This is a genomic window from Sphingomonas sp. 77B, assembly GCF_056497825.1.
In genome coordinates this window covers 260,599-284,864 of sequence record NZ_JBWMBY010000001.1, presented here as the reverse complement: position 1 = coordinate 284,864, position 24,266 = coordinate 260,599, and the positions used below count along the sequence as shown (strand labels likewise).

Annotated in this window: 20 protein-coding genes; 11 read left to right on the top strand and 9 right to left on the bottom strand. The window is 65.3% G+C overall.

The window, feature by feature from the left end; all coding sequences use genetic code 11:
* Positions 1 to 25 precede the first annotated feature (25 nt).
* From AC1GI4_RS01305 to AC1GI4_RS01270, 8 genes are all read left to right on the top strand, one after another.
* Complete coding sequence (locus AC1GI4_RS01305; protein ID WP_479628269.1) at positions 26 to 1,228, top strand: hydrolase; 1,203 nt, start codon at positions 26 to 28, stop codon at positions 1,226 to 1,228.
* Entirely contained in the window at positions 1,225 to 2,244 is a 1,020-nt protein-coding gene (locus tag AC1GI4_RS01300; RefSeq protein ID WP_479628268.1) for an arginine N-succinyltransferase, read from the top strand. Before AC1GI4_RS01305 ends, AC1GI4_RS01300 begins: the two co-directional genes overlap by 4 nt.
* 5 nt (positions 2,245 to 2,249) lie before the next feature.
* Positions 2,250 to 3,503, top strand: coding sequence for an N-succinylarginine dihydrolase (locus tag AC1GI4_RS01295; protein ID WP_479628267.1), 1,254 nt, complete (start codon positions 2,250 to 2,252; stop codon positions 3,501 to 3,503).
* A gap of 38 nt (positions 3,504 to 3,541) precedes the next feature.
* Entirely contained in the window at positions 3,542 to 3,760 is a 219-nt protein-coding gene (locus AC1GI4_RS01290; RefSeq protein WP_042482538.1) for a hypothetical protein, read from the top strand.
* A 49-nt stretch (positions 3,761 to 3,809) separates the two neighbouring features.
* Positions 3,810 to 4,709 carry a sulfate adenylyltransferase subunit CysD gene (gene cysD, locus AC1GI4_RS01285; protein WP_479628266.1) on the top strand — a complete coding sequence of 300 codons (900 nt, stop codon included), beginning with the start codon at positions 3,810 to 3,812 and terminating at the stop codon, positions 4,707 to 4,709.
* Between the two features lies 1 nt (position 4,710).
* Positions 4,711 to 6,624 (top strand): sulfate adenylyltransferase subunit CysN, encoded by a 1,914-nt coding sequence (gene cysN / locus AC1GI4_RS01280; protein ID WP_479628265.1) that lies wholly within the window; start codon positions 4,711 to 4,713, stop codon positions 6,622 to 6,624.
* Positions 6,621 to 7,352 carry a 3'(2'),5'-bisphosphate nucleotidase CysQ gene (locus AC1GI4_RS01275; protein WP_479628264.1) on the top strand — a complete coding sequence of 244 codons (732 nt, stop codon included), beginning with the start codon at positions 6,621 to 6,623 and terminating at the stop codon, positions 7,350 to 7,352. Before cysN ends, AC1GI4_RS01275 begins: the two co-directional genes overlap by 4 nt.
* A 111-nt stretch (positions 7,353 to 7,463) precedes the next feature.
* A complete protein-coding gene (locus tag AC1GI4_RS01270) occupies positions 7,464 to 8,174 on the top strand; it encodes a ZIP family metal transporter (protein ID WP_479628263.1) in 711 nt (236 codons plus the stop codon).
* Between the two features lie 54 nt (positions 8,175 to 8,228).
* Here AC1GI4_RS01270 and AC1GI4_RS01265 read toward each other — a convergent pair whose 3' ends face one another.
* The 5 genes from AC1GI4_RS01265 to AC1GI4_RS01245 all read right to left on the bottom strand — a co-directional run bounded on the left by AC1GI4_RS01265 (position 8,229) and on the right by AC1GI4_RS01245 (position 12,101).
* Positions 8,229 to 8,747, bottom strand: coding sequence for a YciE/YciF ferroxidase family protein (locus AC1GI4_RS01265; protein ID WP_479628262.1), 519 nt, complete (start codon positions 8,745 to 8,747; stop codon positions 8,229 to 8,231).
* A gap of 23 nt (positions 8,748 to 8,770) precedes the next feature.
* Positions 8,771 to 9,553: an SDR family NAD(P)-dependent oxidoreductase gene (locus AC1GI4_RS01260; protein ID WP_479628261.1), complete on the bottom strand. Its 783-nt coding sequence runs from the start codon at positions 9,551 to 9,553 to the stop codon at positions 8,771 to 8,773.
* An 11-nt stretch (positions 9,554 to 9,564) separates the two neighbouring features.
* Positions 9,565 to 10,740: a zinc-dependent alcohol dehydrogenase gene (locus tag AC1GI4_RS01255; RefSeq protein WP_479628260.1), complete on the bottom strand. Its 1,176-nt coding sequence runs from the start codon at positions 10,738 to 10,740 to the stop codon at positions 9,565 to 9,567.
* Complete coding sequence (locus AC1GI4_RS01250; RefSeq protein WP_479628259.1) at positions 10,737 to 11,318, bottom strand: SRPBCC family protein; 582 nt, start codon at positions 11,316 to 11,318, stop codon at positions 10,737 to 10,739. The genes AC1GI4_RS01255 and AC1GI4_RS01250 overlap by 4 nt, the downstream gene beginning before the upstream one ends.
* 117 nt (positions 11,319 to 11,435) lie before the next feature.
* A complete protein-coding gene (locus tag AC1GI4_RS01245; RefSeq protein ID WP_479628258.1) occupies positions 11,436 to 12,101 on the bottom strand; it encodes a Crp/Fnr family transcriptional regulator in 666 nt (221 codons plus the stop codon).
* 550 nt (positions 12,102 to 12,651) lie between these two features.
* Between AC1GI4_RS01245 and AC1GI4_RS01240 the strand changes: the two genes are divergently transcribed.
* Positions 12,652 to 13,842, top strand: a complete 1,191-nt coding sequence (locus tag AC1GI4_RS01240; protein WP_479628257.1) for an amino acid aminotransferase — start codon at positions 12,652 to 12,654, stop codon at positions 13,840 to 13,842.
* A gap of 206 nt (positions 13,843 to 14,048) precedes the next feature.
* Here the strand turns inward: AC1GI4_RS01240 and xylA are convergent, their stop codons facing one another.
* From xylA to AC1GI4_RS01225, 3 genes are read right to left on the bottom strand one after another with little or no spacing between them, the layout of a single operon-like run.
* The gene (gene xylA, locus AC1GI4_RS01235; RefSeq protein WP_479628256.1) at positions 14,049 to 15,371 is read right to left on the bottom strand and encodes a xylose isomerase; all 1,323 of its coding nucleotides are present in this window, start codon (positions 15,369 to 15,371) and stop codon (positions 14,049 to 14,051) included.
* Positions 15,372 to 16,820 (bottom strand): xylulokinase, encoded by a 1,449-nt coding sequence (gene xylB / locus AC1GI4_RS01230; RefSeq protein ID WP_479628255.1) that lies wholly within the window; start codon positions 16,818 to 16,820, stop codon positions 15,372 to 15,374.
* A 9-nt stretch (positions 16,821 to 16,829) separates the two neighbouring features.
* Positions 16,830 to 17,876 (bottom strand): glycoside hydrolase family 43 protein, encoded by a 1,047-nt coding sequence (locus tag AC1GI4_RS01225; protein WP_479630322.1) that lies wholly within the window; start codon positions 17,874 to 17,876, stop codon positions 16,830 to 16,832.
* Between the two features lie 417 nt (positions 17,877 to 18,293).
* Here AC1GI4_RS01225 and AC1GI4_RS01220 point away from each other — a divergent pair, with 417 nt between their 5' ends.
* Positions 18,294 to 19,373: an alpha/beta hydrolase gene (locus AC1GI4_RS01220; RefSeq protein ID WP_479628254.1), complete on the top strand. Its 1,080-nt coding sequence runs from the start codon at positions 18,294 to 18,296 to the stop codon at positions 19,371 to 19,373.
* 41 nt (positions 19,374 to 19,414) lie between these two features.
* On the opposite strand, the gene AC1GI4_RS01215 is transcribed toward AC1GI4_RS01220, so the two are convergent.
* On the bottom strand, positions 19,415 to 22,075 hold the full coding sequence (locus tag AC1GI4_RS01215; RefSeq protein WP_479628253.1) for a glycoside hydrolase family 3 C-terminal domain-containing protein: 2,661 nt from the start codon (positions 22,073 to 22,075) through the stop codon (positions 19,415 to 19,417).
* Between the two features lie 210 nt (positions 22,076 to 22,285).
* Here AC1GI4_RS01215 and AC1GI4_RS01210 point away from each other — a divergent pair, with 210 nt between their 5' ends.
* Entirely contained in the window at positions 22,286 to 24,145 is a 1,860-nt protein-coding gene (locus AC1GI4_RS01210) for an NPCBM/NEW2 domain-containing protein (protein WP_479628252.1), read from the top strand.
* Positions 24,146 to 24,266: the final 121 nt, after the last annotated feature.

Genomic DNA, 24,266 nt, shown 5'->3' with positions numbered 1-24,266 from the left:
GCTTCCTTGGCCTAGGTTGTCGGCCATGGAGAGACTGAACACGATCGAGCGAGACGCCGTAGAGTCCGCCGCCGCCTACCCCATGCTGCCGCTGGTCGAGGACTGGGCGGCGATCAACAGCGGAACGCGCAACATCGCCGGACTGGCGACGATGGCCGACCGGCTGGCCGACCATTTCGGGACGCTGCCGGGTGACCTGACCATGGTCGAGCCCGAATCGGTCGAGCGGATCGGCAGCGATGGCCAGCCCGCCCCGCTGCCCCATGGCCGCCACCTGCTGTTGTCCGTCCGTCCGGACGCGCCCCGGCGGATGCTGTTCACCGGCCACATGGATACCGTCTATCCCATCGATCATCCCTTCCAGGCGGTGACGCGGATCGACGACAACCGGCTCGGCGGGCCGGGCGTCGCCGACATGAAGGGCGGGCTGGCGGTGCTGCTCGCCGCGTTGAAGGCGGTCGAGGCCAGTCCTGCGGCCGGAGGGTTCGGATATGACGTCCTCATCAACTCGGACGAGGAAACGGGTTCCGCCTCGTCCGCCGCGCTGATCGCGAAATGCGCCAGCGGCAAGGTCGCGGCGCTGACCTATGAACCCGCATTGCCCGACGGTACGATGGCAGGCGCACGAGGCGGCACGGGCAATTTCACCATCGTCGTGCGCGGGCGAAGCGCCCATGCGGGCCGCAACCCGGAGGAAGGCCGCAACGCCATCGTCGCCGCCGCCCGGATCACGCTCGAGCTGTCGCAGTTGGCCGCCGATGACATCACCGTCAATCCGGCGCGGATCGATGGCGGCGGACCCAACAACGTCGTCCCCGACCTGGCGATCCTGCACGTCAACTTCCGCCCCCGCGCCCTCGCCGCCATTGATCGTACCGGCGCCGCGATGAAGGCCATCGCCGAGCGGATCGCCGCCGACCATGACGTCAGCGTCGAGGTCCATGGCAGCTTCAATCGCCCGCCCAAACCGATCGACGATGGCGCGGCCGCGCTGTTCGAGACGGTGCGGTGCGCGGGTGCCGATCTGGGCCTCACCATCGGCTGGCGCGCGACCGGCGGCGTGTGCGACGGCAACAACATCGCGGCGGCGGGGGTGCCCGTCGTCGACACCATGGGCGTGCGAGGCGGCGCGATCCACTCGGCCGAGGAATATATGCTGATCGACAGTCTGGCCGAGCGCGCGGGCTTGTCGGCATTGACCATCCTGCGCATCATAGGCGCCGCATGAGCAGCTTTCGCATCCGCCCCGCCGTCGATAGTGACCTGCGCCACCTCTATGAAATGGCCAAGCTGACCGGCGGCGGCTTCACCAACCTGCCCCCCGACCGCAAGGCGCTGACCGCCAAGCTCGCGCGCAGCCATGCGGCATTTGCGGGCGAAGGCGACGGCAAGGTCAGGGACGAACTGTTCGTCCTGATGCTCGAGAACGGGGCGACCGGCGAGGTGCGTGGCACCTGTCAGATCTTCACCCATGTCGGGCAGAAGCATCCCTTCTACAGCTATCGCATCGGCACGCTGACCCAGCATAGTCGTGAGCTGGACCGGACCTTCCGCGCCGAGATGCTGTCGCTGGCGACCGACCTGGAGGGCGCGAGCGAGGTCGGTGGGCTGTTCCTGCATCCCGGCGAGCGGGCGGGCGGTCTTGGCCTGTTGCTCGCCCGCAGCCGCTATCTGTTCATGCGCGCCAACCGCCCGCGCTTCGCCGACCGCGTGCTGGCCGAATTGCGCGGTGTCATCGACGAAGCGGGGGGATCACCTTTCTGGGATGGCCTTGCGGGCCGCTTCTTCGGGATGACGTTCCAGGAAGCCGACGAGTTCAATGCGATCCACGGCCATCAGTTCATCGCCGACCTGATGCCCAAGCATCCCATCTACACCGCCATGCTGACCGAAGGCGCGCGGGCGGCGATCGGCCTGCCTCACCCCTCCGGCCGGGCGGCGATGCGGATGCTGGAGAATGAGGGCTTCGCCTTCGAGCATTATATCGACATCTTCGACGGTGGCCCGACCATGACGGCGCGAACCGACCAGGTCCGCACCATCCGCGACGCGCGCGAGAGCCGCGTCGTGGGCATCGAGGCCCAGCCGGGACGCGAGGCTTTGGTCGCGGTAGGGAAGCTGACCGACTTCCGCTGTGCGCTGGGCGAGATACGGGAGAGCGATGACGGGATCATCGTTTCCGAGGAAACGGCACGGACGCTCGACCTGATGATCGACGACACCGTCCTGCACATCGATCGGTGAGTATCATGCTAAGAGAAATCAACTTTGACGGCATCATCGGGCCGAGCCACAATTATGCCGGGCTCAGTCACGGCAACCTTGCCGCCACGCGCAATGCGGGAAAGACGTCGCACCCCCGCGCCGCCGCGCTTCAAGGGATCGCGAAGATGCGCGCGAACCTCGACCTGGGGCTGGTGCAGGGCATATTGCTGCCGCATCCCCGACCGGATCACCCCTGGCTGAAGCAATTGGCGACCGACTATCAGAGCGCCTCGCCGGTTCTGAAGGCGCGAAGCCTGTCGGCCTCGGCCATGTGGGCGGCAAACGCCGCAACCGTTTCGCCCGCGCCCGATGCACGCGACGGACGCTGCCACCTGACCGTCGCCAATCTGTTGACCATGCCCCATCGCAGCCATGAGTGGCCCGCAACGCTGGTGCAGCTGCGGACGATTTTCGCCGATCCCGCTTTCGTCGTGCACCCGCCGGTGCCCGCCCCGTTTGGCGACGAAGGGGCGGCCAATCACATGCGACTGTGCAGCGGCCACGACCATCCCGGCGTCGAAGTCTTCGTCTATGGCGAGGGCGGCGGCCCCTTCCCGGCGCGTCAGCATCGCGAAGCCTGCGAGGCGGTGGCGCGCAGCCACCGCCTGTCACCCGACCGCGTGCTCTTCGCCCGCCAGTCGGACGAAGCGATCGCCGCCGGTGCATTCCACAACGATGTCGTCGCCGTCGCGAACGAGCGTGTGCTGTTCGCGCATGAGCAGGCCTTTGCCGACCGCGACAGCTTCCATGCCGATCTGCACAGCGTCATGCCCGGTGTCGAGATCGTCGAGGTGCCCGCCGACCGGGTCAGCCTGGAGGATGCGATCGCCTCCTATCTGTTCAACGCCCAGCTGGTGACACCGCCCGACGGCCAGTCGACGTTGATCCTGCCGCAGGAGGCGCGCGACAATGCGGCCGTCTGGTCCTGGCTTCAGGAGCATGTCGCAGGCAACGGGCCGATCCGGCGGCTGGAGGTCGTGAACGTCCGCGAATCGATGGCCAATGGCGGCGGCCCCGCCTGCCTGCGCCTGCGCGTCGTCGCCGATCCCGCGACCGTCGACCAGCGCTTTCTGATCGACCATGCCCGGCTCGACCGCATCGCCGCCGTAATCGAGGCGCATTGGTCCGAGGCAATCGATCCGACCGAGATCGGCGATCCTGCCCTGGTCGCAAAGATCGAGGCCGCGCGCACTGCCCTGCTGAGCGAGCTGGACTGTCTCAATTTGGCAAGCGGTTGACCCTTGGCGGCGGGGCCATCCGGTGGTGTAACGCCCCCATGTGGTCCCGCCTGGTCGCCCTGTTCACGATCAAGTCGAAGTTCGAGGCATTTCTGGTCATCTATGGCCTGGGCCTGGGCGCGGTCGAGCGCGGCATGCATTATCTGACCGCTTATCCAGGACTTCCGGGCAAGATCCTGTTCGCGGCCTGCCCCATCGCGGTATTCATGGCGGGCGCGCGCATCCTGGACTCGCTGGAGCGGGACTATCGCGATTGACAGGATAAGTTGGTCGCACGGTTCGCTGGCGACATTATCTGACAATCCGATGACTGGCCTTACCCACCTGCAACGCCTCGAAGCCGAGAGCATCCATATCCTGCGCGAAGTCGTCGCCGAGACCGAGCGTCCGGTGATGCTCTATTCGGTCGGCAAGGATTCGGCCGTGATGCTGCATCTGGCCAAGAAGGCGTTTTTTCCGGCGCGCCCGCCCTTCCCGCTGTTGCATGTCGATACGACCTGGAAATTCCAGGCCATGTACGAGCTGCGCAACCGTGCGGCCGAGGCGGCGGGGATGGAGTTGATCGTCCACCGCAATCCGGAGGCCGAGGGGCTGGGCATCAACCCGTTCGACCATGGCAGCCGTCATACGGACATGTGGAAGACCGAGGGGCTGAAACAGGCGCTGACCGCAGGCGGATACGACGCGGCGTTCGGCGGCGCGCGACGTGACGAGGAGAAGAGTCGCGCCAAGGAACGCGTCTTCTCCTTCCGCTCGGCCGCGCATGGCTGGGACCCCAAGGCACAGCGGCCCGAGCTGTGGAACCTGTACAACAGCCGAATCCACAAGGGGGAGAGCATCCGCGTCTTCCCGCTATCCAACTGGACCGAACTCGATATCTGGCAGTATATCCTGCAAGAGGGCATCGAGATCGTGCCCCTCTATTTCGCCGCCCCCCGCCCGACGGTGGAGCGCGACGGGATGCTGCTGATGGTCGACGACGACCGTTTCCGCCTGAAGCCCGGCGAGGTGCCGGTCGAACGCTCGATCCGGTTCCGCACGCTCGGCTGCTACCCGCTGACGGGCGCGGTCGAGAGCGAGGCGGCCACCCTGTCCGAAGTGATCCAGGAAATGCTGCTGACCACCACGTCCGAGCGGCAGGGACGCGCGATCGACCACGATCAGGCGGCCAGCATGGAGAAGAAGAAGCGCGAGGGGTATTTCTGAAATGACCGCCTATCAACCCGATGCGCTGATCGCCGCCGATATCGACGCCTACCTCGCCACCCACGCCGCCAAGTCGATGCTGCGCTTCATCACCTGTGGCTCGGTCGATGACGGCAAGTCGACGCTGATCGGACGGCTGCTGTATGACTCGAAGACGATCTTCGAGGACCAGCTGAGCCAGCTGGAGGCAGACAGTCGCCGCGTCGGCACGCAGGGGCAGAATATCGACTTCGCGCTGCTGGTCGATGGCCTTGCCGCCGAACGCGAGCAGGGCATCACGATCGACGTCGCCTATCGCTTCTTCGCAACCGAGAAGCGCAAGTTCATCGTCGCCGATACGCCGGGCCACGAACAGTACACCCGCAACATGGTGACCGGCGCCTCGACCGCCGATCTGGCGGTGATCCTGATCGACGCGCGAAAAGGCGTGCTGACCCAGACGCGGCGGCACAGCTATCTGGCGCATCTGGTCGGGATCAAGGAGATCGTGCTGGCGGTCAACAAGATGGATCTGGTCGGCCATGACCAGTCGGTCTTCGACGCGATCGTCGCCGACTATGCGGCCTTTGCGAAGACCATCGGGATCGATCGGTTCACACCCATTCCGCTGTCGGGTCTGACCGGCGCGAACATCACCACCCGCTCGCCCGACATGCCTTGGTATGAGGGCCCGGCGCTCCTGCCTCATCTGGAGACGGTCGCGATCGACGGCGACCGGGCGGCGGCGGCGTCGTTCCGCATGCCGGTGCAGTGGGTCAACCGGCCCGACCTCGACTTCCGAGGCTTTACCGGACTGATCGCCAGCGGCCGCGTCTCGGTTGGTGACCGGGTGCGGATCGCACCATCGGGCAAGACGACCAGCATCGCGCGGATCGTCACCTATGACGGCGACCGGGACCAGGCGATCGCGGGCGAGGCGGTGACGCTGGTGCTGGCCGAAGAGGTCGACTGCTCGCGCGGCGACGTCATTGCGGCAGCAGAGGACCCGCCCGAGATAGCCGACCAGTTCGTCGCCAAGATCGTCTGGATGGCCGATGCGCCGCTGGTGCAGGGACGAAGCTATTCGCTGAAGCTGGGCACGCAACTGGTCGGCGCGACCGTGCAGCCGCCCCGCCATGTCATCGACGTCAACAGCCAGGAGGAACGCCCGGCCGAAACGCTGGCGCTCAACGATATCGGACTGGCCGAAGTCTATGCCGACCGCCCGATCGTGTTCGAGGCTTACGACAAGGGCAGCGCCCTGGGCGGCTTTATCCTGATCGACCGCGCGACGAATGCAACGGTCGCGGCGGGCATGATCGACCATGCGCTGCGTCGCACCCAGAACGTCCATTGGCAGTCCGCCGTGGTGACGCGCGAAGCCCATGCCCGGCAAAAGGGCCAGTCCCCCAAGGTCCTGTGGTTCACCGGCCTGTCGGGTTCGGGCAAGTCGACCATCGCCAACATGGTCGAGCAGAAGCTGCACGCCATGGGCCGCCACAGCTTCCTGCTGGACGGCGACAATATCCGCCACGGTCTGAACCGCGATCTCGACTTCTCGGAGGCGGGCCGCGTCGAGAATATCCGCCGCGTGGGCGAGGTCGCCAAGCTGATGGCCGATGCCGGGCTGATCGTGCTGACCGCCTTCATCTCGCCTTTTAAGGCCGAGCGCGACATGGTCCGCGCGCTGCTTCCGCAAGACGAATTTGTCGAGATCTTCGTCGACACGCCTCTGGATGTCGCCGAGGATCGGGATGTGAAGGGCCTCTACGCCAAGGCGCGTGCCGGCGAGATCGCCGAGTTCACCGGCATCTCCAGCCCCTATGAAGCGTCTGAGCGGCCCGAGCTTCGGATCGACACGACGAAGGAGACGGCGGAACAGGCCGCTTCCCGGATCGTCGAGCATGTGCTGGGCATCTGGAGTTACGACCTGTGACCGACGCCGAACTGGCTCGCTCGGTCGCCATCGAGGCGGGCGAACTGCTCAAGTCCCTCCGCGCCTCGAGCGGGCTGGAGGGCAAGGCCCTGGGTGCGATGGGCGATCGGGATGCGAATACGCTGATCCTCGATCGGCTGCGCGCCGCGCGGCCCAACGACTTCATCCTGTCGGAGGAGTCGGTCGACGATCGCGCTCGTTGTGCGGCCAGCCGCGTCTGGATCGTCGATCCTTTGGACGGCACTCGCGAATATGCCAGCGGGTCGACCGAGTGGGCGGTGCATATCGGCCTGGCCGTTGACGGCCGCCCCGCGCTAGGCGCGGTGTCGGTGCCCGATCGCGATCAGGTCTTCGCGACCGACGACTTGCCTCCCGCACATCCCCCCTGCCCGGCGGGATTGCGCGTCGTCGTCAGCCGCAGCCGCGCGCCTGATATCGCACATTGCGTCGGCGACCGGCTGGGCGCGATCATGATCCCCATGGGTTCGGCCGGCGCCAAGGCGATGGCGGTGGTCGAGGGCCGTGCGGACGTCTATCTGCATGACGGCGGGCAATATGAGTGGGACAATTGCGCCCCCGCCGCCGTCGCGCTCGCGGCCGGGCTCCATGCCTCACGCATCGACGGCAGTCCGCTAGTCTATAATTGCCGCAACCCGCTACTGCCCGACCTCCTGATCTGCCGAAAGGAAGTGGCGGCGATCGTGTTGGAGGCGATCGCGCGGGGTTGAGGCGGATCGATACAGGTTGTATAAATGTGACCTTGTAACGTCTCATGGCTTGGTTCATGGGTCGATGATGCCGCACCCATTTCCCGTCGCTCTTGTCGTGCGGACACTTCCATGACCCTCGTTCCCCTCGCCTTCGGCTTTGCCGCCATGCTCGCCACGCTGGCGGGCGGGTTGCTGGCGCTGCGGCTGCGTCATCGCATCGGTCTGGTGCTGGGCGTGACCGCCGGAATCGTGGTCGGCGTGGCTTTGTTCGATCTGTTGCCCGAGGCATTGGATCTGGCGGGGGATCGCTGGACGATCCGCGCGATGATGGCCTTCAGTGCCATGGGACTGGGCGGCTATATGCTGCTCGACCGGGTGCTTGCCCGGATACCACGCGCGGCGGCCGCTTCCTGGCGTGGCGATCTGGGGCCCGCCATGCTCTGCCTGCACAGCCTGATGGACGGGCTCGGCATCGGTATCGCCTTTCAGATCGATACGGCGGCGGGGTGGATGATCGCGCTGGCCGTGCTGACCCATGATGTCGCGGATGGGGTCAATACGGTCAGCCTCAGCCTGGCGGCGCGGACGGAAGCGGCGGCGCGGCGCTGGCTAGTGCTGAACGGCATCGCGCCGATGCTGGGCGTGCTGATCGGCCTCGGCCTGTCGATCCCGGCGAGCATGCTGGCGCCGCTGATGGCGCTGTTCGCCGGAATCTTCCTCTATATCGGCGCCTGCGAACTGGTGCCGCGCAGCCAGTCGCTCGACCCGCGCCTTCGGACCAGTCTGGCGACGCTGGCGGGCATCGCACTGATGCTGGGCGTCACACATATCGCCCACTGACCGCCCAATGGGGCATCGCCGTCGGGAAGGGCGCCGACGACGATGCCCGTGACCTCAAACGGGCTGGGCGGCTTCCGCCGCCGCATTCGCTCCGCCTTCGGCCATGCCGGTGAGCTTTTCGTTGGTCGCCTTTTCCTCGGCCAACGTCTCGTCGAGGATCGCCGCGCAGTCGCTGCGCCCGAGCTGCCGCGCCCAGGCGACGAGCGTGCCGTAGCGGGCGATCTCATAATGTTCGACAGCCTGCGCCGCCGCGATCAGGGCTGCGTCCAGCACGCGCTTGTCGGCCACTTCACCCGCAACTTCGTTCGCTTCCTTGATGATGCCGTCGATCGCCGGGCAGGTGACCGCCTTAGGTGTCTGCCCGTGCATCTCGAACACCTGTTCCAGCCGCCGGATCTGTCCCTCGGTTTCGCGAAGATGCTGCTCGAACCCGGCCTTCAGCTGCGGGTCGGTCGCCTTCTCGATCATCTTGGGCAGCGCCTTGGTGATCTGGTGTTCGGCATAGTAGATGTCCTGAAGCTGATGGACGAACAGGTCGTTCAGCGTCGCGATGTCCTTGGTAAACAGGCCCATGATCCGTCTCCTCGTTTGGGGTTTCAGCGGTCGGCCGAGCCGGGCTCGGCGATCTTGCGGTGTGCTTCGGCCAGCACCGACTGGGGCACGATGCCGGAGCCCGCGACCTGCAGCTTGTTCTTCAGGCCGGTGGTGATGTGGCCCTCGCCCGCCTTCATCGCGTCCCAGCCCTTTTGGGCGACCTCGGCGGGATCGTCTTTCTCGCTTTGCCCGACATCGGTGTCGAGCATGTCGGCACGGGCGAAAAACTCGGTCTCGGTCGGGCCCGGCATCAGGGTGGTCAGGGTCACGCCCTTCTCGTCCTTCAGCTCGTTGCGCAGCGCCTCGGTGAAATTGTCGATGAAGGCTTTGGTCGCGTTATAGATCGCGTTGAACGGGCCGGGGATAAAGCCGACGATCGACCCCGTCACCAGCACCTTGCCTTCACCGCGCTGGACCATCGCCGTCAGCACCCGCTGGAGCAGATAGACGGTGCCGGTGACGTTGGTGTCGACCGAGCGCCGCCAGTCGTCGACCGACTGGTCGAGGAACGCCCCGCCCTTGCTGTTGCCCGCATTGGCACACAATACATTGATGGTTCGACCATCGGCGGCGGCGAGCAGCGTATCGACACCTTCCAACGTCGACAGGTCGGCCTCGACCGCCCGCACCTGGGCGCCCTCGGCGGACAGTTTGCTGGCGGCGGTGTGGATGGCGGGTTCGTCGGCGACGATCAGCAGGTCATAGCCGTCGCGCGCCGCGCAAGCCGCCAGATGATAGCCGATGCCGGTCGAGGCACCCGTCACGATTGCGAATTTATTGGCCATGGCGTGGCTCCTTATTGACCGGGCTTCAGCACGATCTTGGTCACGTCGTTCTGCTGGCCGTGGAACATGCGATAGCCCTCGGGCGCCTGTTCGAGCGGCATCCGGTGCGAGATCAGGAAGGTCGTATCGATCTTCCCCTCCATGATCGCGTCGAGCAGGCCAGGCAGATAATGCTGGACATGGGTCTGCCCGGTCTTAAGCGTCAGCCCCTTCTGCATCACCGCGCCCAGCGGGAACTTGTCGACGAAGCCGCCATAGACGGCGGGCATCGACACGCGGCCGCCCTTGCGACAGGCGATGATGGCCTGTCGGATGGCATGGATGCGATCGGTCCCGAGGAAGGTCGACGCCTTGATCTGGTCGATCGCGTTGTCGACGAACAGCCCGTGCGCTTCCAGCCCGACCGAGTCGATCACCGCATCGGGACCGATCCCGCCGGTCATCTGCATCAACGCGTCATAGGTCGCGGTCTGCTCGTAATTGATCGTCTCTGCGCCGAACTTGCGCGCCAGTTCCAGCCGGTGCGGGAAATGATCGATCGCGATCACCCGCTCGGCCCCCATCAGAAACGCCGATTGGACCGCGAACAGCCCGACCGGGCCGCAGCCCCAGACGGCGACCGTGTCGCCCGGCTCGATCTCGGCATTCTCCGCCGCCATCCAGCCGGTGGGCAGGATGTCGGACAGGAAAAGTACCTTCTCGTCCTCAACCCCGTCTGGGATGACGATCGGCCCGGTATCGCTGAACGGAACGCGCACATATTCCGCCTGCCCACCCGCATAGCCGCCGGTCATGTGGCTATAGCCGAACAGCGCCGCCATCGGGTGGCCGTACAGTTCGCGCGCGATATCCTGATTGTCGGCCGGGTTGCCATTCTCGCACCCCGAATATTGATGCTTGCCGCAATGATAGCAGGAACCACAGGCGATGGTGAACGGCACCACGACCTTCTGCCCCTTCTTCAGCGTGGAGCCCGATCCGGTCTCGACCACCTCGCCCATGAACTCATGACCGAGTATGTCGCCAGACTGCATCGTCGGGATATAGCCGTCATAGAGGTGAAGATCGGAGCCGCAGATGGCGGTCGCCGTCACCTTGATGATCGCGTCGCGGGGATTGACGATTTCCGGGTCGTCAACATTGTCGATGCGGACGTCATGCTTGCCATGCCAAGTCAGCGCTTTCATGCGTCCTGCTCCTCACGCTGTTTGGGGTTCATCGCATTGGTGGCGACCTCGCCGGTCTCCATCAGCTGCTTGAAGCGGGCGAGGTCACGGCGGACCTGGATATTGGGTTCGCGCTGGAACAGCTTGGCGACCAGCTTGCCGATCATGCCTGCGGGCGGATCGTAAAGGATGGTCGCGGTCACCACGGTCCCGCGCGCTCCTGCGTCCTGGAACGTCACATAGCCCGAATTGGCGATGTCCGCCCCTTCCGCCGAGGCCCAGGCGATCAGCGCACCCTCACGCTCTTCGGTGACGATCGCATCCCATTCGACATGGGTACCGCCGGGGGCCTTGACCACCCAGTGCGATCGCTTGTCGTCGAGCATATCGACCCGCTCGACATTCTCCATCACCCTCGCCAGGTTGGAGAAGTCACGCCACCAAGCATAGAGTTCAGCGGACGGGCGATTGATCGTCACCGCCCATCCGGCAAAGCTGTCGCCGCGCGCCTCCACCGCCTCGGCAGTGGCGATCCTGACGGCCGCGTCGCTATCCTTGGACGTCGACACAGGCGCGTCGTCATGGGGTCTGTCGGCCATGTCCGGCATAAGCCATTCTCCTCATTCCCTGCCCGGACAGCGTTTGGATGAGGCGCGATGTTCCTCATTTTGTCATGTTTTTACAGCATCTTGATACACATCAACCAACTTTTCCGGTCAATTGCCGGTCACCCGGATCTGCGCACGGCCGACCTTGCGGGCCAGCGACTTAGGATCGGGAATCGTCATCGAACGCGACGACCAGATGAGGTCGCCGGCACGCCTTGCCGCTTGGAGCATGCGGTTCACATGCACCGCCGTCAGTCCCAGCGCGTCGGCCAGCGTCTCTTGGGTGATCGGCAGGTCGAAACTGCGGCCATGGGTCAGGTCGCTCATCGCGAGCCGCTCGTACAGCTCGAGCATCAGGTCCGCGATCCGCTCCATCGCGTTCATCCGGCCCAGCCGCGCGATCTGGGCGAGCAGATAGGCCTCGTCCATCGCCTGGGCGACGGCATAGGCTTCGTCGAGCGCGGGCAGCGTACCAAGCTCCGGCGGTACGCACGTCGTCACGTCGGTCAGGGTGATGATGCTCGTCGGCGCGATCGGCCGCCGGTGATGGTAGAGTCCGACGAAATCACCCGGCAGCAGGAAATTCAGGAACTGCCGTCGCCCGTCGAGAAGGAGACGGACCCGCGCCGCCCAACCCGACAGGATCAGCTGCGGGCCGCCAATGTCGCGTCCCTCGACCATCAGGTCGCGACGCGGCCGGAATTGCTGCGGGCGCGCAATCGCTTCCTTTACGGCCTGTACCGATGCGCCATCCGACGCGGTCAGGCGTGACATACGGATCAAAGCTGGCGAAACCGACGCCGGGTCGCGATTAAGCGTCATAGTCACGGCTTGCCTTCCGCCGACAGCCGTGCGGATCGATGATCGATAAGGCCGTCATCGTGCGACGGGCTGTACGGCAGGGATCGGGATAAGTTCATCGCAAATATCCTCAGTTTGCCACGCATCGGCTTTGGCCACGCGACAAGGTCGATGACGCGAGGAACGCCACCGGGGTCATGCAGAGAAGAGTCGATCCGCCATCACGGTCATGGCGGACGGATCGGGCAATGCCGAAACGGTTCCGTACCGAAGGTCTACGAACAACCGTCCGGCACGCTCCATAATGCATATCAATATCGGGCGATTTTCGTGCGCTGGACGAAAAAATAAGCCGGGGCGTGGCGAATAGGCGTTACGTCACCATCGATTTGCCCGGTCGTTCAGGCTTGTTCGGCATGGATCGCCGCATCACAGAACAGCCCATGCGAACAAAGGGCATCCGTCATTCCCTTTTCAGTGCGAAACCCTATGGTGCGCGCCTTTCTGTCCAAGAGGCCCTGCCATGCGTTTCGCCACTCTCACCCGTCAGCCCGACGACCCCTTGCTGCGGATCATCGGCCAACACGCCGCCGACCCGCGCGCCCAAAAGATCGACCTGGGCGTCGGCGTGTTTCGCGACGAAGACGGACGGACCCCCGTCATGACCGCGGTCAAGGCGGCCGAGACACGATTGCTGGCCGAACAGTCGAGCAAATCCTATCTCGGGCCGGAGGGTGATATCGGCTTCGTCCGGGCGCTGGCCAGGTTGGTGCTAGATGATGCCGTCACCGCCGACCGGGTCGTCGGCCTCCAGACGCCGGGGGGGACCGGCGCGCTGCGCCTGTCCGCCGAGCTGCTGGCGCGGGCGGGTGTCCCGCGTATCTGGATCGGCAGCCCGAGCTGGGCGAACCACGCCCCACTGTTCCGTCAGGCTGGCGTCGAACCGGCGATGATCCCCTGTTACGATCTGGACAGCCAGAGCTTCAACCTCGACGGCTTCCTGGCCGGGCTGGACCAGTCGGCGGTGGGTGATGCTGTGCTTTTGCACGGATGCTGCCACAACCCGATCGGGATTGATCCCGACACGGCGGGCTGGAAGGCCATTGCGTCGCGCGTCGCCGAGGGAGGTCTGTTGCCGGTCGTCGACCTCGCCTATCAGGGACTTGGCGATGGCTTCGATATCGATGCCGAGGGTGCCCGCACGATCCTGGCGGCGGTACCCGAGGCTCTGCTCGCCTATTCCTGCGACAAGAATTTTGGGCTGTATCGCGAGCGCACGGGCGCGCTGTTCGCCCTTGCGCCGGATCGGGAAAGCGGTGCGACGGTGTTCTCCAACCTCCTCGCCCTGGCGCGCGCCAACTGGTCGATGCCGCCGGATCATGGTGCCGCGATCGTCCGTATCATCCTGGAGGATGAAGGCCTGACCGCCGAGTGGCGCGACGAGTTGGAGACGATGCGCCAGCGGCTGGAAAGCCTGCGCGCCGCCCTGGCCGCGGGGGGCCGGATCGGGACCATCGATCTGGGTGCAGTGGCGCATGGCAAGGGCATGTTCGCCACGCTGCCGCTTTCGCCCAGCCAAGTGGAATGGCTGCGCGATCGTCATGCGATCTACATGGCCGGGTCGGGACGCATCAACATCGCCGGGTTCAATCTGGCGGCGATCGCGACGTTCCATGAGGCGTTGCGGGATATGGTGGCGCACGGAGTTATCTAAGCAACCTTAACCCTGTTCGGCCTGAGCGAAGTCGAAGGCCAAGGGAATCCAGTCGCCAGTGTGCGAGGCTGTTCCCGTTGCCTTCGACTACGCTCAGACTGAACGGAGCGTTGGTACCCGAGCAACAAAAAGGGGCGCATCCGACCGAACGGATGCGCCCCTTTCGTCACGGAAAACGGGCCGGAAAAATCCCGGCCCGCCCCGCCTTACTTGCCCGAGTGGACGATGCGGTTGACGAGGTTCTCGATCCGCTCCTGACGACCCGAACGGGGCTTCGGGTCGATCGCCTTTTGTTCGGCGAGGTCGGCGATCCCCGCGAGGTCGAGGCCACCGATCTGCTGGCCGAAATCACCATCCCAACCGGCATAGCGCTCGGACTTGATCGCATCCAGGCGGCCGTCCTCGATCAGCGCGGCGGCGTTCAGCAGGCCCTTGGCGACGACGTCGATCCCGCCGACATGGCCGTGGAACAGGTCGACCGCGTCCATCGACTGGCGACGCACCTTGGCGTCGAAGTTGAAGCCGCCGGTGGTGAAGCCGCCCGCCCGGATGATCTCCAGCACCGCCAGCGTCAGTTCCTCGACCGAGTTCGGGAATTGATCGGTGTCCCAGCCATTCTGGTGATCGCCGCGATTGGCGTCGATCGACCCGAAGATGCCGAGTGCGCCCGCCGTCGCGATCTCATGCTCGAAGGTGTGGCCCGCCAGCGTGGCGTGGTTCGCCTCGATATTAACCTTCACTTCGTTCTCGAGGCCGTACGCCTTGAGGAAGCCGTACACCGTCGCCGTGTCAAAGTCGTACTGGTGCTTGGTCGGCTCGTGCGGCTTCGGCTCGATCAGGATGGTGCCGGTGAAGCCGATCTTGTGCTTGTGCTCGACGACCAGGGTCAGGAAGCGGCCGAGATTGTCCAGCTCGCGCTTCATGTTGGTGTTGAGCAGCGTCTCGTAACCCTCGCGACCACCCCACAGCACATAGTTCGCGCCGCCCAGGCGATGCGTCGCTTCCAGCGCGTCGCGGACCTGCATTGCGCCAAAGGCATAGACTTCGGGGTCGGGGTTGGTCGCACCACCGGCGGCGAAACGCGGGTGGCTGAATAGATTGGCGGTACCCCAAAGCAGCCTGCGCCCCGACGAGGCCTGCAGCTTTTCGAGGTGATCGACCGCTTCGGCGAAGTAACGGCGATGTTCGGCGACACCCTGCGCATCGGCCATCACGTCGACATCGTGGAAGCAGTAATAGGGAACATCGAGCTTCGAGAAGAAGTCGAACGCCACTTCCCGCTTTTGCGCGGCGGCCGCGCTGTCGTTTGCGCCTGCGTGCCAGGGGCGATTGAAGGTGCCGCCGCCGAACACGTCCGAACCCGGCCAGCAGAAGGTGTGCCAGAAGCAGGCGGCGAAGCGGAGATGCTCCTCCATCGTCTTGCCCAGCACGACGCGGTTCTTGTCATAGAAGCGGTAGGCGAGTTCGTTGTCGCTGTCCGGACCCTCGTAACGGATCGTCGGGATGTCGGCGAAAAAGTCGGTAGCCATTTAACGGTTCCTCGGAGTGATGCGGGAATAGCTGTCGCGGAAGCGCGCGATCTTGGGGGCGAAACGCTCGGCAAGCGCGGCGTCGGGGGCGATGGTATGGCTGACGGGCGGCGGCGCGCAGACCTGCTCCGGCGAGCCGCCATCGACCGCCAGCTGGGCGAGACGGGCCGCCCCCAGCGCCGGGCCGACCTCGCCGCCCTTGAGATAGACAAGCTCGACGTTCAGCGCGGCGGCCAGCGTCTGTCCCCAATAGGAGGAACGCGCACCGCCGCCGATGACCGACAGCTGCGACAGCTCGGTCCCGGCGTCGCGCAGAACCGACAGGCCGTCGGCCAGCGCGAAGGCCACGCCCTCCAGCACCGCCTGCGCCAGACGCTCGGGCGTGGTGTCATGGTCGAGGCCCAGGAACGCCCCGCGCACCTCGGCATCGTTGTGCGGCGTGCGCTCGCCGGACAGATAGGGCAGGAAGATTTCCGGACCACTCGCCGGGCCGACGCTTTCGGCGCGGGCGAACAGCTCGGCCGCACCGGGCGTACCCGTCAACCGCGCGACCCAGTCGATGCAGGCGGCCGCCGACAGATGCACCGACATCTGGTGCCACATATTCGGCAGACAGTGGCAGAAGGCATGAACCGCGCCCGCCGGATTGGGGCGGAACTCCTTGGTCGCGGCGAAGATCACGCCCGACGTGCCCAGCGACAATAGCGCGTCGCCGTCCTTGACCACGCCCACGCCCGCGGCTCCGGCCGCATTGTCGCCACCGCCACCCGCGACCGGCACTTCGTCGATACCCCAGGCCTCTGCGACGTCGGCGCGCAAACGGCCGGTCTGTGCCGTGCCCTCGACCGCCTGCGGCATCTGATCGCGGGTCAGGCCGGTGGCGGCGAGGATGTCGTCGCTCCATTCGCGGCGCTCAACGTCCAGCCACAGCGTACCGGCGGCGTCCGACACGTCCGACGCCTTCTCGCCGGTCATGCGCAGCCGGACATAATCCTTGGGCAGCAACACCGTACGGATTTTCGAGAACGTTTCCGGCTCATGATGCTGCATCCAGAGCAGCTTGGGTGCCGTGAAGCCCGGCATCGCCAGGTTGCCCGCGATCCGGTGGAGATCGGGGGCCTTGGCCTCCAGTTCCGCGCACTCGGCATGGCTGCGCCCGTCATTCCACAAGATGCCGGGACGCAGGACCTGATCGTCCGCACCCAGCAGCGTGGCGCCGTGCATCTGCCCGGCGAGACCAATACCGCGCACCGCCCGGCGCACCGCCGGATCGATCGCACGGACGGCCGAAGTCGTCGCCTGCCACCAGGCCTCCGGGTCCTGTTCGGACCAGAGCGGTTGGGGACGCTGCACGGTCAGCGCCGCCGTCCCCTGCCCCACGACCGCGCCATGTTCGTCCAGCACGACGGCCTTCACGCCCGACGTGCCGATATCGATGCCAAGGAACATCCCGCGTCCTTACTTCACGAACGGGTCGATGGTCGGGATCGTCCCGTCCGGGTTGAACTTCAACTCGGTCATCTTGACGTTACGCAGGTGGTTCTTATCCGACAATTGCGTATCCGCGTAGAAAAGCCACCACTTGCCCTTCCACTCGACGATCGAGTGGTGGGTGGTCCAGCCCTGCACCGGCTTCAGGATATGGCCCTTATAGGTGAACGGACCATAGGGGCTGGTGCCGATCGCGTAGTTCAGGAAATGCGTGTCGCCGGTCGAATAGGTGTAATAATATTTGCCGTCGCGCTTGAAGACCCAAGACGCCTCGAAGAAGCGCTTGTCATGGTCGCCGCCCAGCACCGGCTTGCCCTTTTCGTCGAGGATCACGACGTCGCGCGGGGTCTCCGCGAAGGTCTTCATGTCCGGGTTCATCTTGGCGATCTTGCCCGAGATAGCGGGCCGGTCGTCCTGCTTCAGATCGGTGTCGCTGCCGTTCGGATCGTACTTGCCGTCCTTCCAGCGCTGAAGCTGGCCGCCCCAGATGCCGCCGAAATACATATAGGCGGTTCCGTCCGCATCCTGGAACACCGCCGGGTCCATCGAGAAGCTGCCGGGGATCGCCTCCGGCTCGGCTTTGAACGGGCCCATCGGGTTCTTCGAGGTGGCCACGCCGATGCGGAAGGCGCCCAGACCGTTCTTGTCCTTGGTCTTATCGCGCGCCGGGAAGTAGAGATAATAGGTGCCGTCCTTATAGGCGGCGTCGGGTGCCCACATCTGTTGCGAGGCCCAGGGCACGTCCTTCACGTCGAGCGCGACGGGGCCGACCGTGACCTTGCCACCCGGTTCATCCATGCGCAGCACGCGGTAGTCGCGCATCGCATACTGGTTACCCAGATCGTCGTTGGGCGTGTCGGTCGGTACGTCATGGCTGGGGTAGATGTACAGCTTGCCGTCCGGCCAGACGTGCGCGGAAGGGTCGGCGGTGAAAATCTCGCGCACCAGCGGCTGAGACAGGTAATGGCGGCCATCGGGCGACGTCGGGTTGGCATCGTTCGAGGCCGTCGTCATGTTTTCCGCCACGGCATTATCGGCCGTGTGCTGCGTCCCGCAGGCGGCGGTGCCGAGACCCAGCACCAGGCTGGCCATCATCAAGCGCTTCATCGCTTTCCTCTCCAAGCGCCCCATCTTTGGAGCTTTGATTGAACGATAGCGCTATCAGGATACGGGATGCAAGGCCGGTTCGGTATTTTGCAATGGGACGGTTTGGGGCGTGGCCTTCGACTTCGCTCGGGCTGAAGGGAGTTTGGTGCACGAGACATTTTTCGCTTTCGGTCAGCCTGAGCGAAGTCGAAGGCCAAGGGATTCCTCCGCTTGACAAGATAGACGCCCGCATAGTTGGTAAAGATATCCGGCCCCGCCGCTCCCATCGCGGGTCGCCCTTACAAAGACCGACACGTTCAGGTCGGCGCGCTTTCAGGACAGAGGATGACCCGCTTGGCCCTTCGCTTATCGCCCGCTCACTGGCTGCTCGCCGTCGGTGTCGTGCTCCTGCCGATCGCGGCGGCACCCGCTCAAGTGACGACCCAGCAACCCACCGTCGTGCCGGGCGCCAAGCCGGTCACGGTCGAGCGGATCAAGCTTCATTCCACCGCGATCGAGGGCAACCTGGAGGGCAACAGCGCCGATCGCGACGTCGTCGTCGTCCTGCCGCCCGACTATGCCAGGAACCGCACCCGCCGCTATCCGGTGGTCTATGCGCTACACGGCTATTCGATCGGCGCGGAGCAATGGACGAAGGAAATCCACGTCCCCGCTTCGGTCGAGGGTGCGTTCGCGCGCGGAGTCCCGCCGATGATCCTGGTCTTCCCCGACAGCAAGACGATGCACAACGGCTCGATGTATTCCTCGTCACAGACGGTGGGTGATTTCGAGCGGTTCATCAGCCATGACCTGATCGCCGCGGTCGACGCGCGCTATCGCACCATCCCGCGTCGCGACGCGCGAGGCCTGGCCGGTCATTCGATGGGCGGCTATGGCACTGCGCGCATCGGGATGAAGCATGCGGACATGTACGGGGCGATCTACATGATGAGCCCCTGCTGCCTGTCGCCGCGCACGATGGCACGGCCCGAGGGGACGGACGAAAAGCTGCTGACCGGCCTCACCTCGCCCGCAGAGTCAGCCAAGCTCAACTGGGGCCAGCGCGCCATGCTCGCCGCCTCGGCCGCCTGGTCGCCCAATCCGAAGAACCCGCCGCTCTATCTCGATCTGCCTATCAAGGACGGCAAGGCCCGCGACGACATCGTCGCCAAATGGCTGGCCAACACGCCGCTCGCCTTTGTCGACCAATATGTCACGCCCCTGCGCAGCTACCGCGCGATCGGGCTGGATGTCGGTTCGCAGGACGGGCTGAAAGCCGATGCACAAGCCCTGCACGAAGCGCTCGATCGTTATGGCATTGCCCATAAGTTCGAGATTTACGACGGCGACCATGTGAACCGGATCGGAGTGCGGTTTCAAGAACAGGTGCTACCCTTCTTCGGGCGGGTGCTCGTGACGAAGTAAGTCTCCTTTCCTCCCCTTCCAGGGGAGGAAAAAATTACCAATCAATCTTCGATCGGCGTCGCCTGATCGATCCGGAAGGACGCGCTGCGCGCCGGCACGCCGGTTTCCGGCTGCCCCGATCCGACCGACACGCGATAGTCGCCTTTCATCACCAGCCGCTGACCATCGGCATCCACTGCGCTCAGGTCGCGCGGGCTGAGCATGAAGGTCAGACTCTTTCGCTCGCCGGGGGCCAGATGCAATCGCCGGAAGCCGCGTAGCGCGACGCGCGGCGTGCCTTCCAGATTTGGAAAATTGAGATAGAGCTGCGCCACCTCGTCGCCCTCGCGACGGCCGGTATTGCGCACCTCGGTCGTGACGGTCATGCTGCCGTTCGCCCCCGGCTTTACCGACACCGGCGCATAGGCGAAGCTGGTGTAGCTGAGCCCATAACCGAACGGATACACGGGCCTGCCGGTGAAGTAGCGATAGGTCCGCCCCTTCATCGCATAGTCGCCGAACGGCGGCAGATCCTCGACCGAACGATAGAAGGTCAGCGGCAGGCGCCCCGCCGGGTTCGTCTTGCCCGACAGGACATGGCCGACCGCAAGCCCACCCGCCTGCCCCGGATACCAGGCCTCGACAATGGCGTCCGCATTCGCCTTGGCCCAGGCCAGGTTCACCGGGCTGCCGTTCATCAGTACGACGATCAGCGGGCGGCCAGTCGCCTTGGCCTCTTCGAGCAGCGCCTGCTGGTCGGCGGGCAGGTCGAGCGTCGTCTTGTCGCCGCCCTTGAAGCCGGGGACCGCAATCGGCGCTTCCTCGGCCTCCAGATCGGAGGTCAGGCCCACGACCGCGACCAGCGCGTCGCTGGCCTTGGCCGCCGCGCGCAGTTCGGCCGCTGGATCGTCGGACACGCGCTTCCAGACCAGATTGATGCCGGTCAGGATACGCGCCTCAGTCGTGACGGTGATCGAGTAGCGACGCCCTTTTTCCAGTGTGACGGTGCGCATCGTGGGCAGGCTGTTCCACGATGCCTTGGTGAGGTCGACGAAGGGCTGTTCGTCAAAGGTCATCGCGCCGTTGAAACCCGCGATGCCGAGCCGGTAACGCCCGGTTTCCGGCGGCATGAGATAGCCTGTCCATATCGCGCGATGCACGTCGCGAACGGATGACAGGTCCAGGCTGCGAGAGGCGGCATTGGCCTCGACACGGGTGACGACCGGCCGATTCTCGAACCTGGCCGTTTTCAACCAGTCGTTCAGCGCGCCGGGGGCGAAGCGGTCGGGAATGCGGCCGACGACATTGTAATAGCGCGCGGTCAATCCCGGCTTGCCGTCCTCAGCCTGGAGCGCGGTCGTCGGGATCGGATCGCCATCGGTATAGGTCTCGGCGAACGGCACATAGCGCACCTGCGCGCCCGGCATGGCCTGCCGCAGCCCCTCGACCACTGATACCTGCGGCCCCGACAGCGAGGAGGAGTAGTTGCCGCGTAACACCCGCGTCGCGTCGCCCAGCGGGCCGATCACCGCGATCCGGGCATGGGGCTTCAATGGCAGGGTGCCCCTGTTCTTGAGCAGCACCAGGCTCTTTTCCGCGACCTCCAGCGCCAGCGCGCGGTGGGCGGGCGTGTCGATGTCGCGAGGCGAGTTGGACTGGCTCGATAGCGGGCGCAGGCCCGGCAGATCGCCGGTTCGATAGCGCGCGGCGAACAGCCGGGTCAGCGAACGGTCGATATCCGCGACCGAGATCAACCCGCGCGACAGCGCCTCGCGATACGGATTGGTCAGCCCGTCCGTGTCGGTCAGCGTGGCGTTGTTGCACTCGTTATCGACGCCTGCCCGCATCGCCGCCGCCACCGCGCTTGCCGCATCGGGGGCATAATGATGGTTGGCCGCGATGTCCTTCACCGCATCGCAATCTGACACGACATAGCCGCGAAAACCCCAGCGTCCGCGCAGATAATCCTTCAGCAGCAGGTCGCTGGCGCAGGCGGGCTGGCCGTCGATCCGGTTATAGGCGCACATAATCGATCCGGCCCCGCCCTCGACGATCGCGGCGCGAAAGGCGGGCAGATAGGTATCGACCAGATCATGCTGCGAAACATAGACATTGGCTTCGTGCCGGGTCGATTCCGGGCCACTGTGCACCGCATAATGTTTGGGTGTGGCGACGACATCGATCCGGGTTGGATCGTCGCCCTGTATCCCGCGCACGAACGCGACGCCCATCCTGGCGGTCAGGAACGGATCCTCGCCATAGGTCTCCTGCCCCCGCCCCCAACGCGGGTCGCGGAAGATGTTGATATTGGGCGACCAGGTGTCGAGCCCGGTGCCGATCCGCCCCATCCGCCCGGTCGTCCGCGCCAGCGCATGGAGCCCGCGCACCTCGGCGCTGATCGCCTGCGCCGCGCGCCCGACCAGCGCATCGTCGAAGGTCGCCGCCAGCCCGACCGGCTCGGGGAAGTTGGTCGTCGGCACCGGGCCCAGCGCGCCATGCAGCGATTCCGTCCACCAGTTATAGGCGGGCACCGCCAGCCGGGGGATGGCGGGTGCGGTGTTGAGCAATTGGCCGAGCTTTTCGTCGGTGGTCATCCGCCCGACCAGCCGAGCCGCCAGGGCCTCGGCCTGTTCGGGCCCGGCCGCCGCCTGCTGCTGCGCCAGGACCATGCCGGAGGTCGATAGCGACAGAGCCGAAAGGATCGCCGCACGCCATGCCTTCATGCCAACTCTCTCCCCTGAAACCTTATTTTTGGTAACGGTATCACGAAAGCCGACTTCGTCCAGCATTCGATTTTCATGGGTCTTTTCAACGCTCCGTCGGTGGACAGCGCCTGTTTAGTCGGACAAGATCATGCAAACACCATCACGGGGAGGATCATCATGCGGCCCATCATCGCCAGGGTTTTCGCGAGCGCTATCTCTATCGCCTGGATGTCCTCCAGCCCGGCCTCCGCAGCGGACAAGGCCGACCCGCTGGCGCCGACAGGGCGATGGAGCGCCAATCAGGACGGCCAAGCCGCTTTGCCGCCGATGGGCTGGAACAGCTGGAACGCGTTCAACAGCGATGTCGACGAGGAAAAGGTCATGGCCTCGGCCCAGCTGATCGTCGACAAGGGGCTGCGCGAGGCGGGCTATCGCTATATCAACATCGATGACGGCTGGTGGCTACGCCGCCGCCAGCCCGATGGCCGCATGGTCATCCGCGCCGACAAATTTCCCTCCGCCGCCGCTGGTCCCAACCAGCAGACCAGCTTTCGGCCGCTGACCGACCGACTTCACGCCATGGGGTTCAAGGCGGGGATCTATTCGGACATCGGCCGCAACAGTTGCGGCCAGGTCTACACCCCCAATTTCGCCAACCAGCCCGAAGGCACGATCGCCGAGCGCGAGGTCGGGCTGTACGGCCATATCGATCAGGATATCGCGCTGTATTTCCGCGAATGGGGCTTCGATTATATCAAGGTCGACGGCTGCGGCATTCGCGGGCTGGGCAAGGACAGCGACCATGTCCGCAAGGGCGATTATCGCGAGCTGACACCGCTGATCGACATGAACTCGCTCGCGCGCACGAACATTCCGGCGGTGCGCACGCTTTACGATCAGGTGGCGACCGCCTTGAAGCGCGAGAATCCCGATGGCGACTATCTCTTTTCGCTGTGCCTATGGGGTTCGGCGGATGTGCGAAGCTGGGGCAAGCAGATCGGCAATGTCTCGCGGACCAGCGACGACATCACTGCCCACTGGTCACGGATGCTGACCAACCTCGATACCAGCGCCAGCCGTGCGCTCTATGCGCATCCGCATACGTGGAACGACCCCGACATGCTGTTCGTCGGCTCGGGTGAGTTCGACGCGAACCACATGACCGAGGCGCGCTCGCACTTCGCGATGTGGGCGATGATGAACGCGCCGCTGCTGATCGGGTTCGACCTGCGCAAGGCCAATGCGGAGCAACTGGCCCTGCTGGGCAACCGGGCGATTATCGCGCTCAATCAGGATCCGGGCGCCAACCAGGCGGTCCCCGCCTATCTGTCCGACGATGTGCAGATTTTCGTGAAGAGCCTCGCAAACGGCGACAAGGCGGTGGCGATCCTGAACCGCACTGCCGCACCGGTGCAGCCGGTGCTGACTGCCGACCACCTGAAGCTGCGCGGCGATGTCGCGATGACTGATCTGTGGACCGGGGCGAAGAGCAGCTTCTCGGGCGAAACCAAGCTGACCCTCGCCCCGCACCAGACGCTGATCTACCGCGTGACCGGCGCGCATCGTCTGGCAGATGGCCATTATCTGTCCGAGGCCCCCAGCGATGTGAACCCCGCCGAGGACGGCATCGCCACGCCGGAGGGCGATCCGACCATCCATCACGAACTCAGCCCCTGGGGCGGTAGCAAGGGGCCGGGCGACTTCCCGCAATATGCCGGTTGGGGCGGCGCGCAGGCCGATCGCACGCCCTTCGGCCGACCGCTAAGGCTGAGCGGCAAGGTGTACGACACCGGCATCGGCGTGCTCGCCAATTCGCGCCTGGAGGTACGCAATCCCGGTCAGGCGCGCTTCAACGCCCTGGTCGGCATCGACGACTCCGCGACGGCACGCGGACGGCGGGTGGTGTTCGAGGTCTATGGCGACGGCAAGCTCCTCACCCGCTCGCCTGCCGTCGCGCTCAATGAGGCTCCGGTTGCCGTCGAGGCGGATGTGCGGGGCCGCAAGCTGATCGAGCTGGTCGCCCGCGCCGATAGCGCTCCCGACGCCGCCCTGCCCGTCGTTTGGGTCGATGCTCGCCTGACGGGGTGACGGACTTCCCCCCGACTTTCATGGCCTTGCCGTTTGACGCGGGTCATGCAAAGTTCGGGTAAAGGACAAGGGAGAGGGTGATGAAACCCAATTGGCAGGGGCCAATGCTGACACGGCGTCA

Coding starts and splice junctions, on each gene's coding strand:
- AC1GI4_RS01290 (WP_042482538.1), top strand. CDS start 3,542: ATGTGGTCCCGCCTGGTCGCCCTGTTCACGATCAAGTCGAAGTTCGAG.
- xylA (WP_479628256.1), bottom strand. CDS start 15,371: ATGGCTACCGACTTTTTCGCCGACATCCCGACGATCCGTTACGAGGGT.
- AC1GI4_RS01270 (WP_479628263.1), top strand. CDS start 7,464: ATGACCCTCGTTCCCCTCGCCTTCGGCTTTGCCGCCATGCTCGCCACG.
- cysD (WP_479628266.1), top strand. CDS start 3,810: ATGACTGGCCTTACCCACCTGCAACGCCTCGAAGCCGAGAGCATCCAT.
- AC1GI4_RS01295 (WP_479628267.1), top strand. CDS start 2,250: ATGCTAAGAGAAATCAACTTTGACGGCATCATCGGGCCGAGCCACAAT.
- AC1GI4_RS01225 (WP_479630322.1), bottom strand. CDS start 17,876: ATGACGACGGCCTCGAACGATGCCAACCCGACGTCGCCCGATGGCCGC.
- AC1GI4_RS01210 (WP_479628252.1), top strand. CDS start 22,286: ATGTCCTCCAGCCCGGCCTCCGCAGCGGACAAGGCCGACCCGCTGGCG.
- xylB (WP_479628255.1), bottom strand. CDS start 16,820: ATGTTCCTTGGCATCGATATCGGCACGTCGGGCGTGAAGGCCGTCGTG.
- AC1GI4_RS01215 (WP_479628253.1), bottom strand. CDS start 22,075: ATGAAGGCATGGCGTGCGGCGATCCTTTCGGCTCTGTCGCTATCGACC.
- AC1GI4_RS01220 (WP_479628254.1), top strand. CDS start 18,294: ATGACCCGCTTGGCCCTTCGCTTATCGCCCGCTCACTGGCTGCTCGCC.
- AC1GI4_RS01255 (WP_479628260.1), bottom strand. CDS start 10,740: ATGAAAGCGCTGACTTGGCATGGCAAGCATGACGTCCGCATCGACAAT.
- AC1GI4_RS01240 (WP_479628257.1), top strand. CDS start 12,652: ATGCGTTTCGCCACTCTCACCCGTCAGCCCGACGACCCCTTGCTGCGG.
- AC1GI4_RS01260 (WP_479628261.1), bottom strand. CDS start 9,553: ATGGCCAATAAATTCGCAATCGTGACGGGTGCCTCGACCGGCATCGGC.
- cysN (WP_479628265.1), top strand. CDS start 4,711: ATGACCGCCTATCAACCCGATGCGCTGATCGCCGCCGATATCGACGCC.
- AC1GI4_RS01265 (WP_479628262.1), bottom strand. CDS start 8,747: ATGGGCCTGTTTACCAAGGACATCGCGACGCTGAACGACCTGTTCGTC.
- AC1GI4_RS01300 (WP_479628268.1), top strand. CDS start 1,225: ATGAGCAGCTTTCGCATCCGCCCCGCCGTCGATAGTGACCTGCGCCAC.
- AC1GI4_RS01245 (WP_479628258.1), bottom strand. CDS start 12,101: ATGTCACGCCTGACCGCGTCGGATGGCGCATCGGTACAGGCCGTAAAG.
- AC1GI4_RS01250 (WP_479628259.1), bottom strand. CDS start 11,318: ATGGCCGACAGACCCCATGACGACGCGCCTGTGTCGACGTCCAAGGAT.
- AC1GI4_RS01305 (WP_479628269.1), top strand. CDS start 26: ATGGAGAGACTGAACACGATCGAGCGAGACGCCGTAGAGTCCGCCGCC.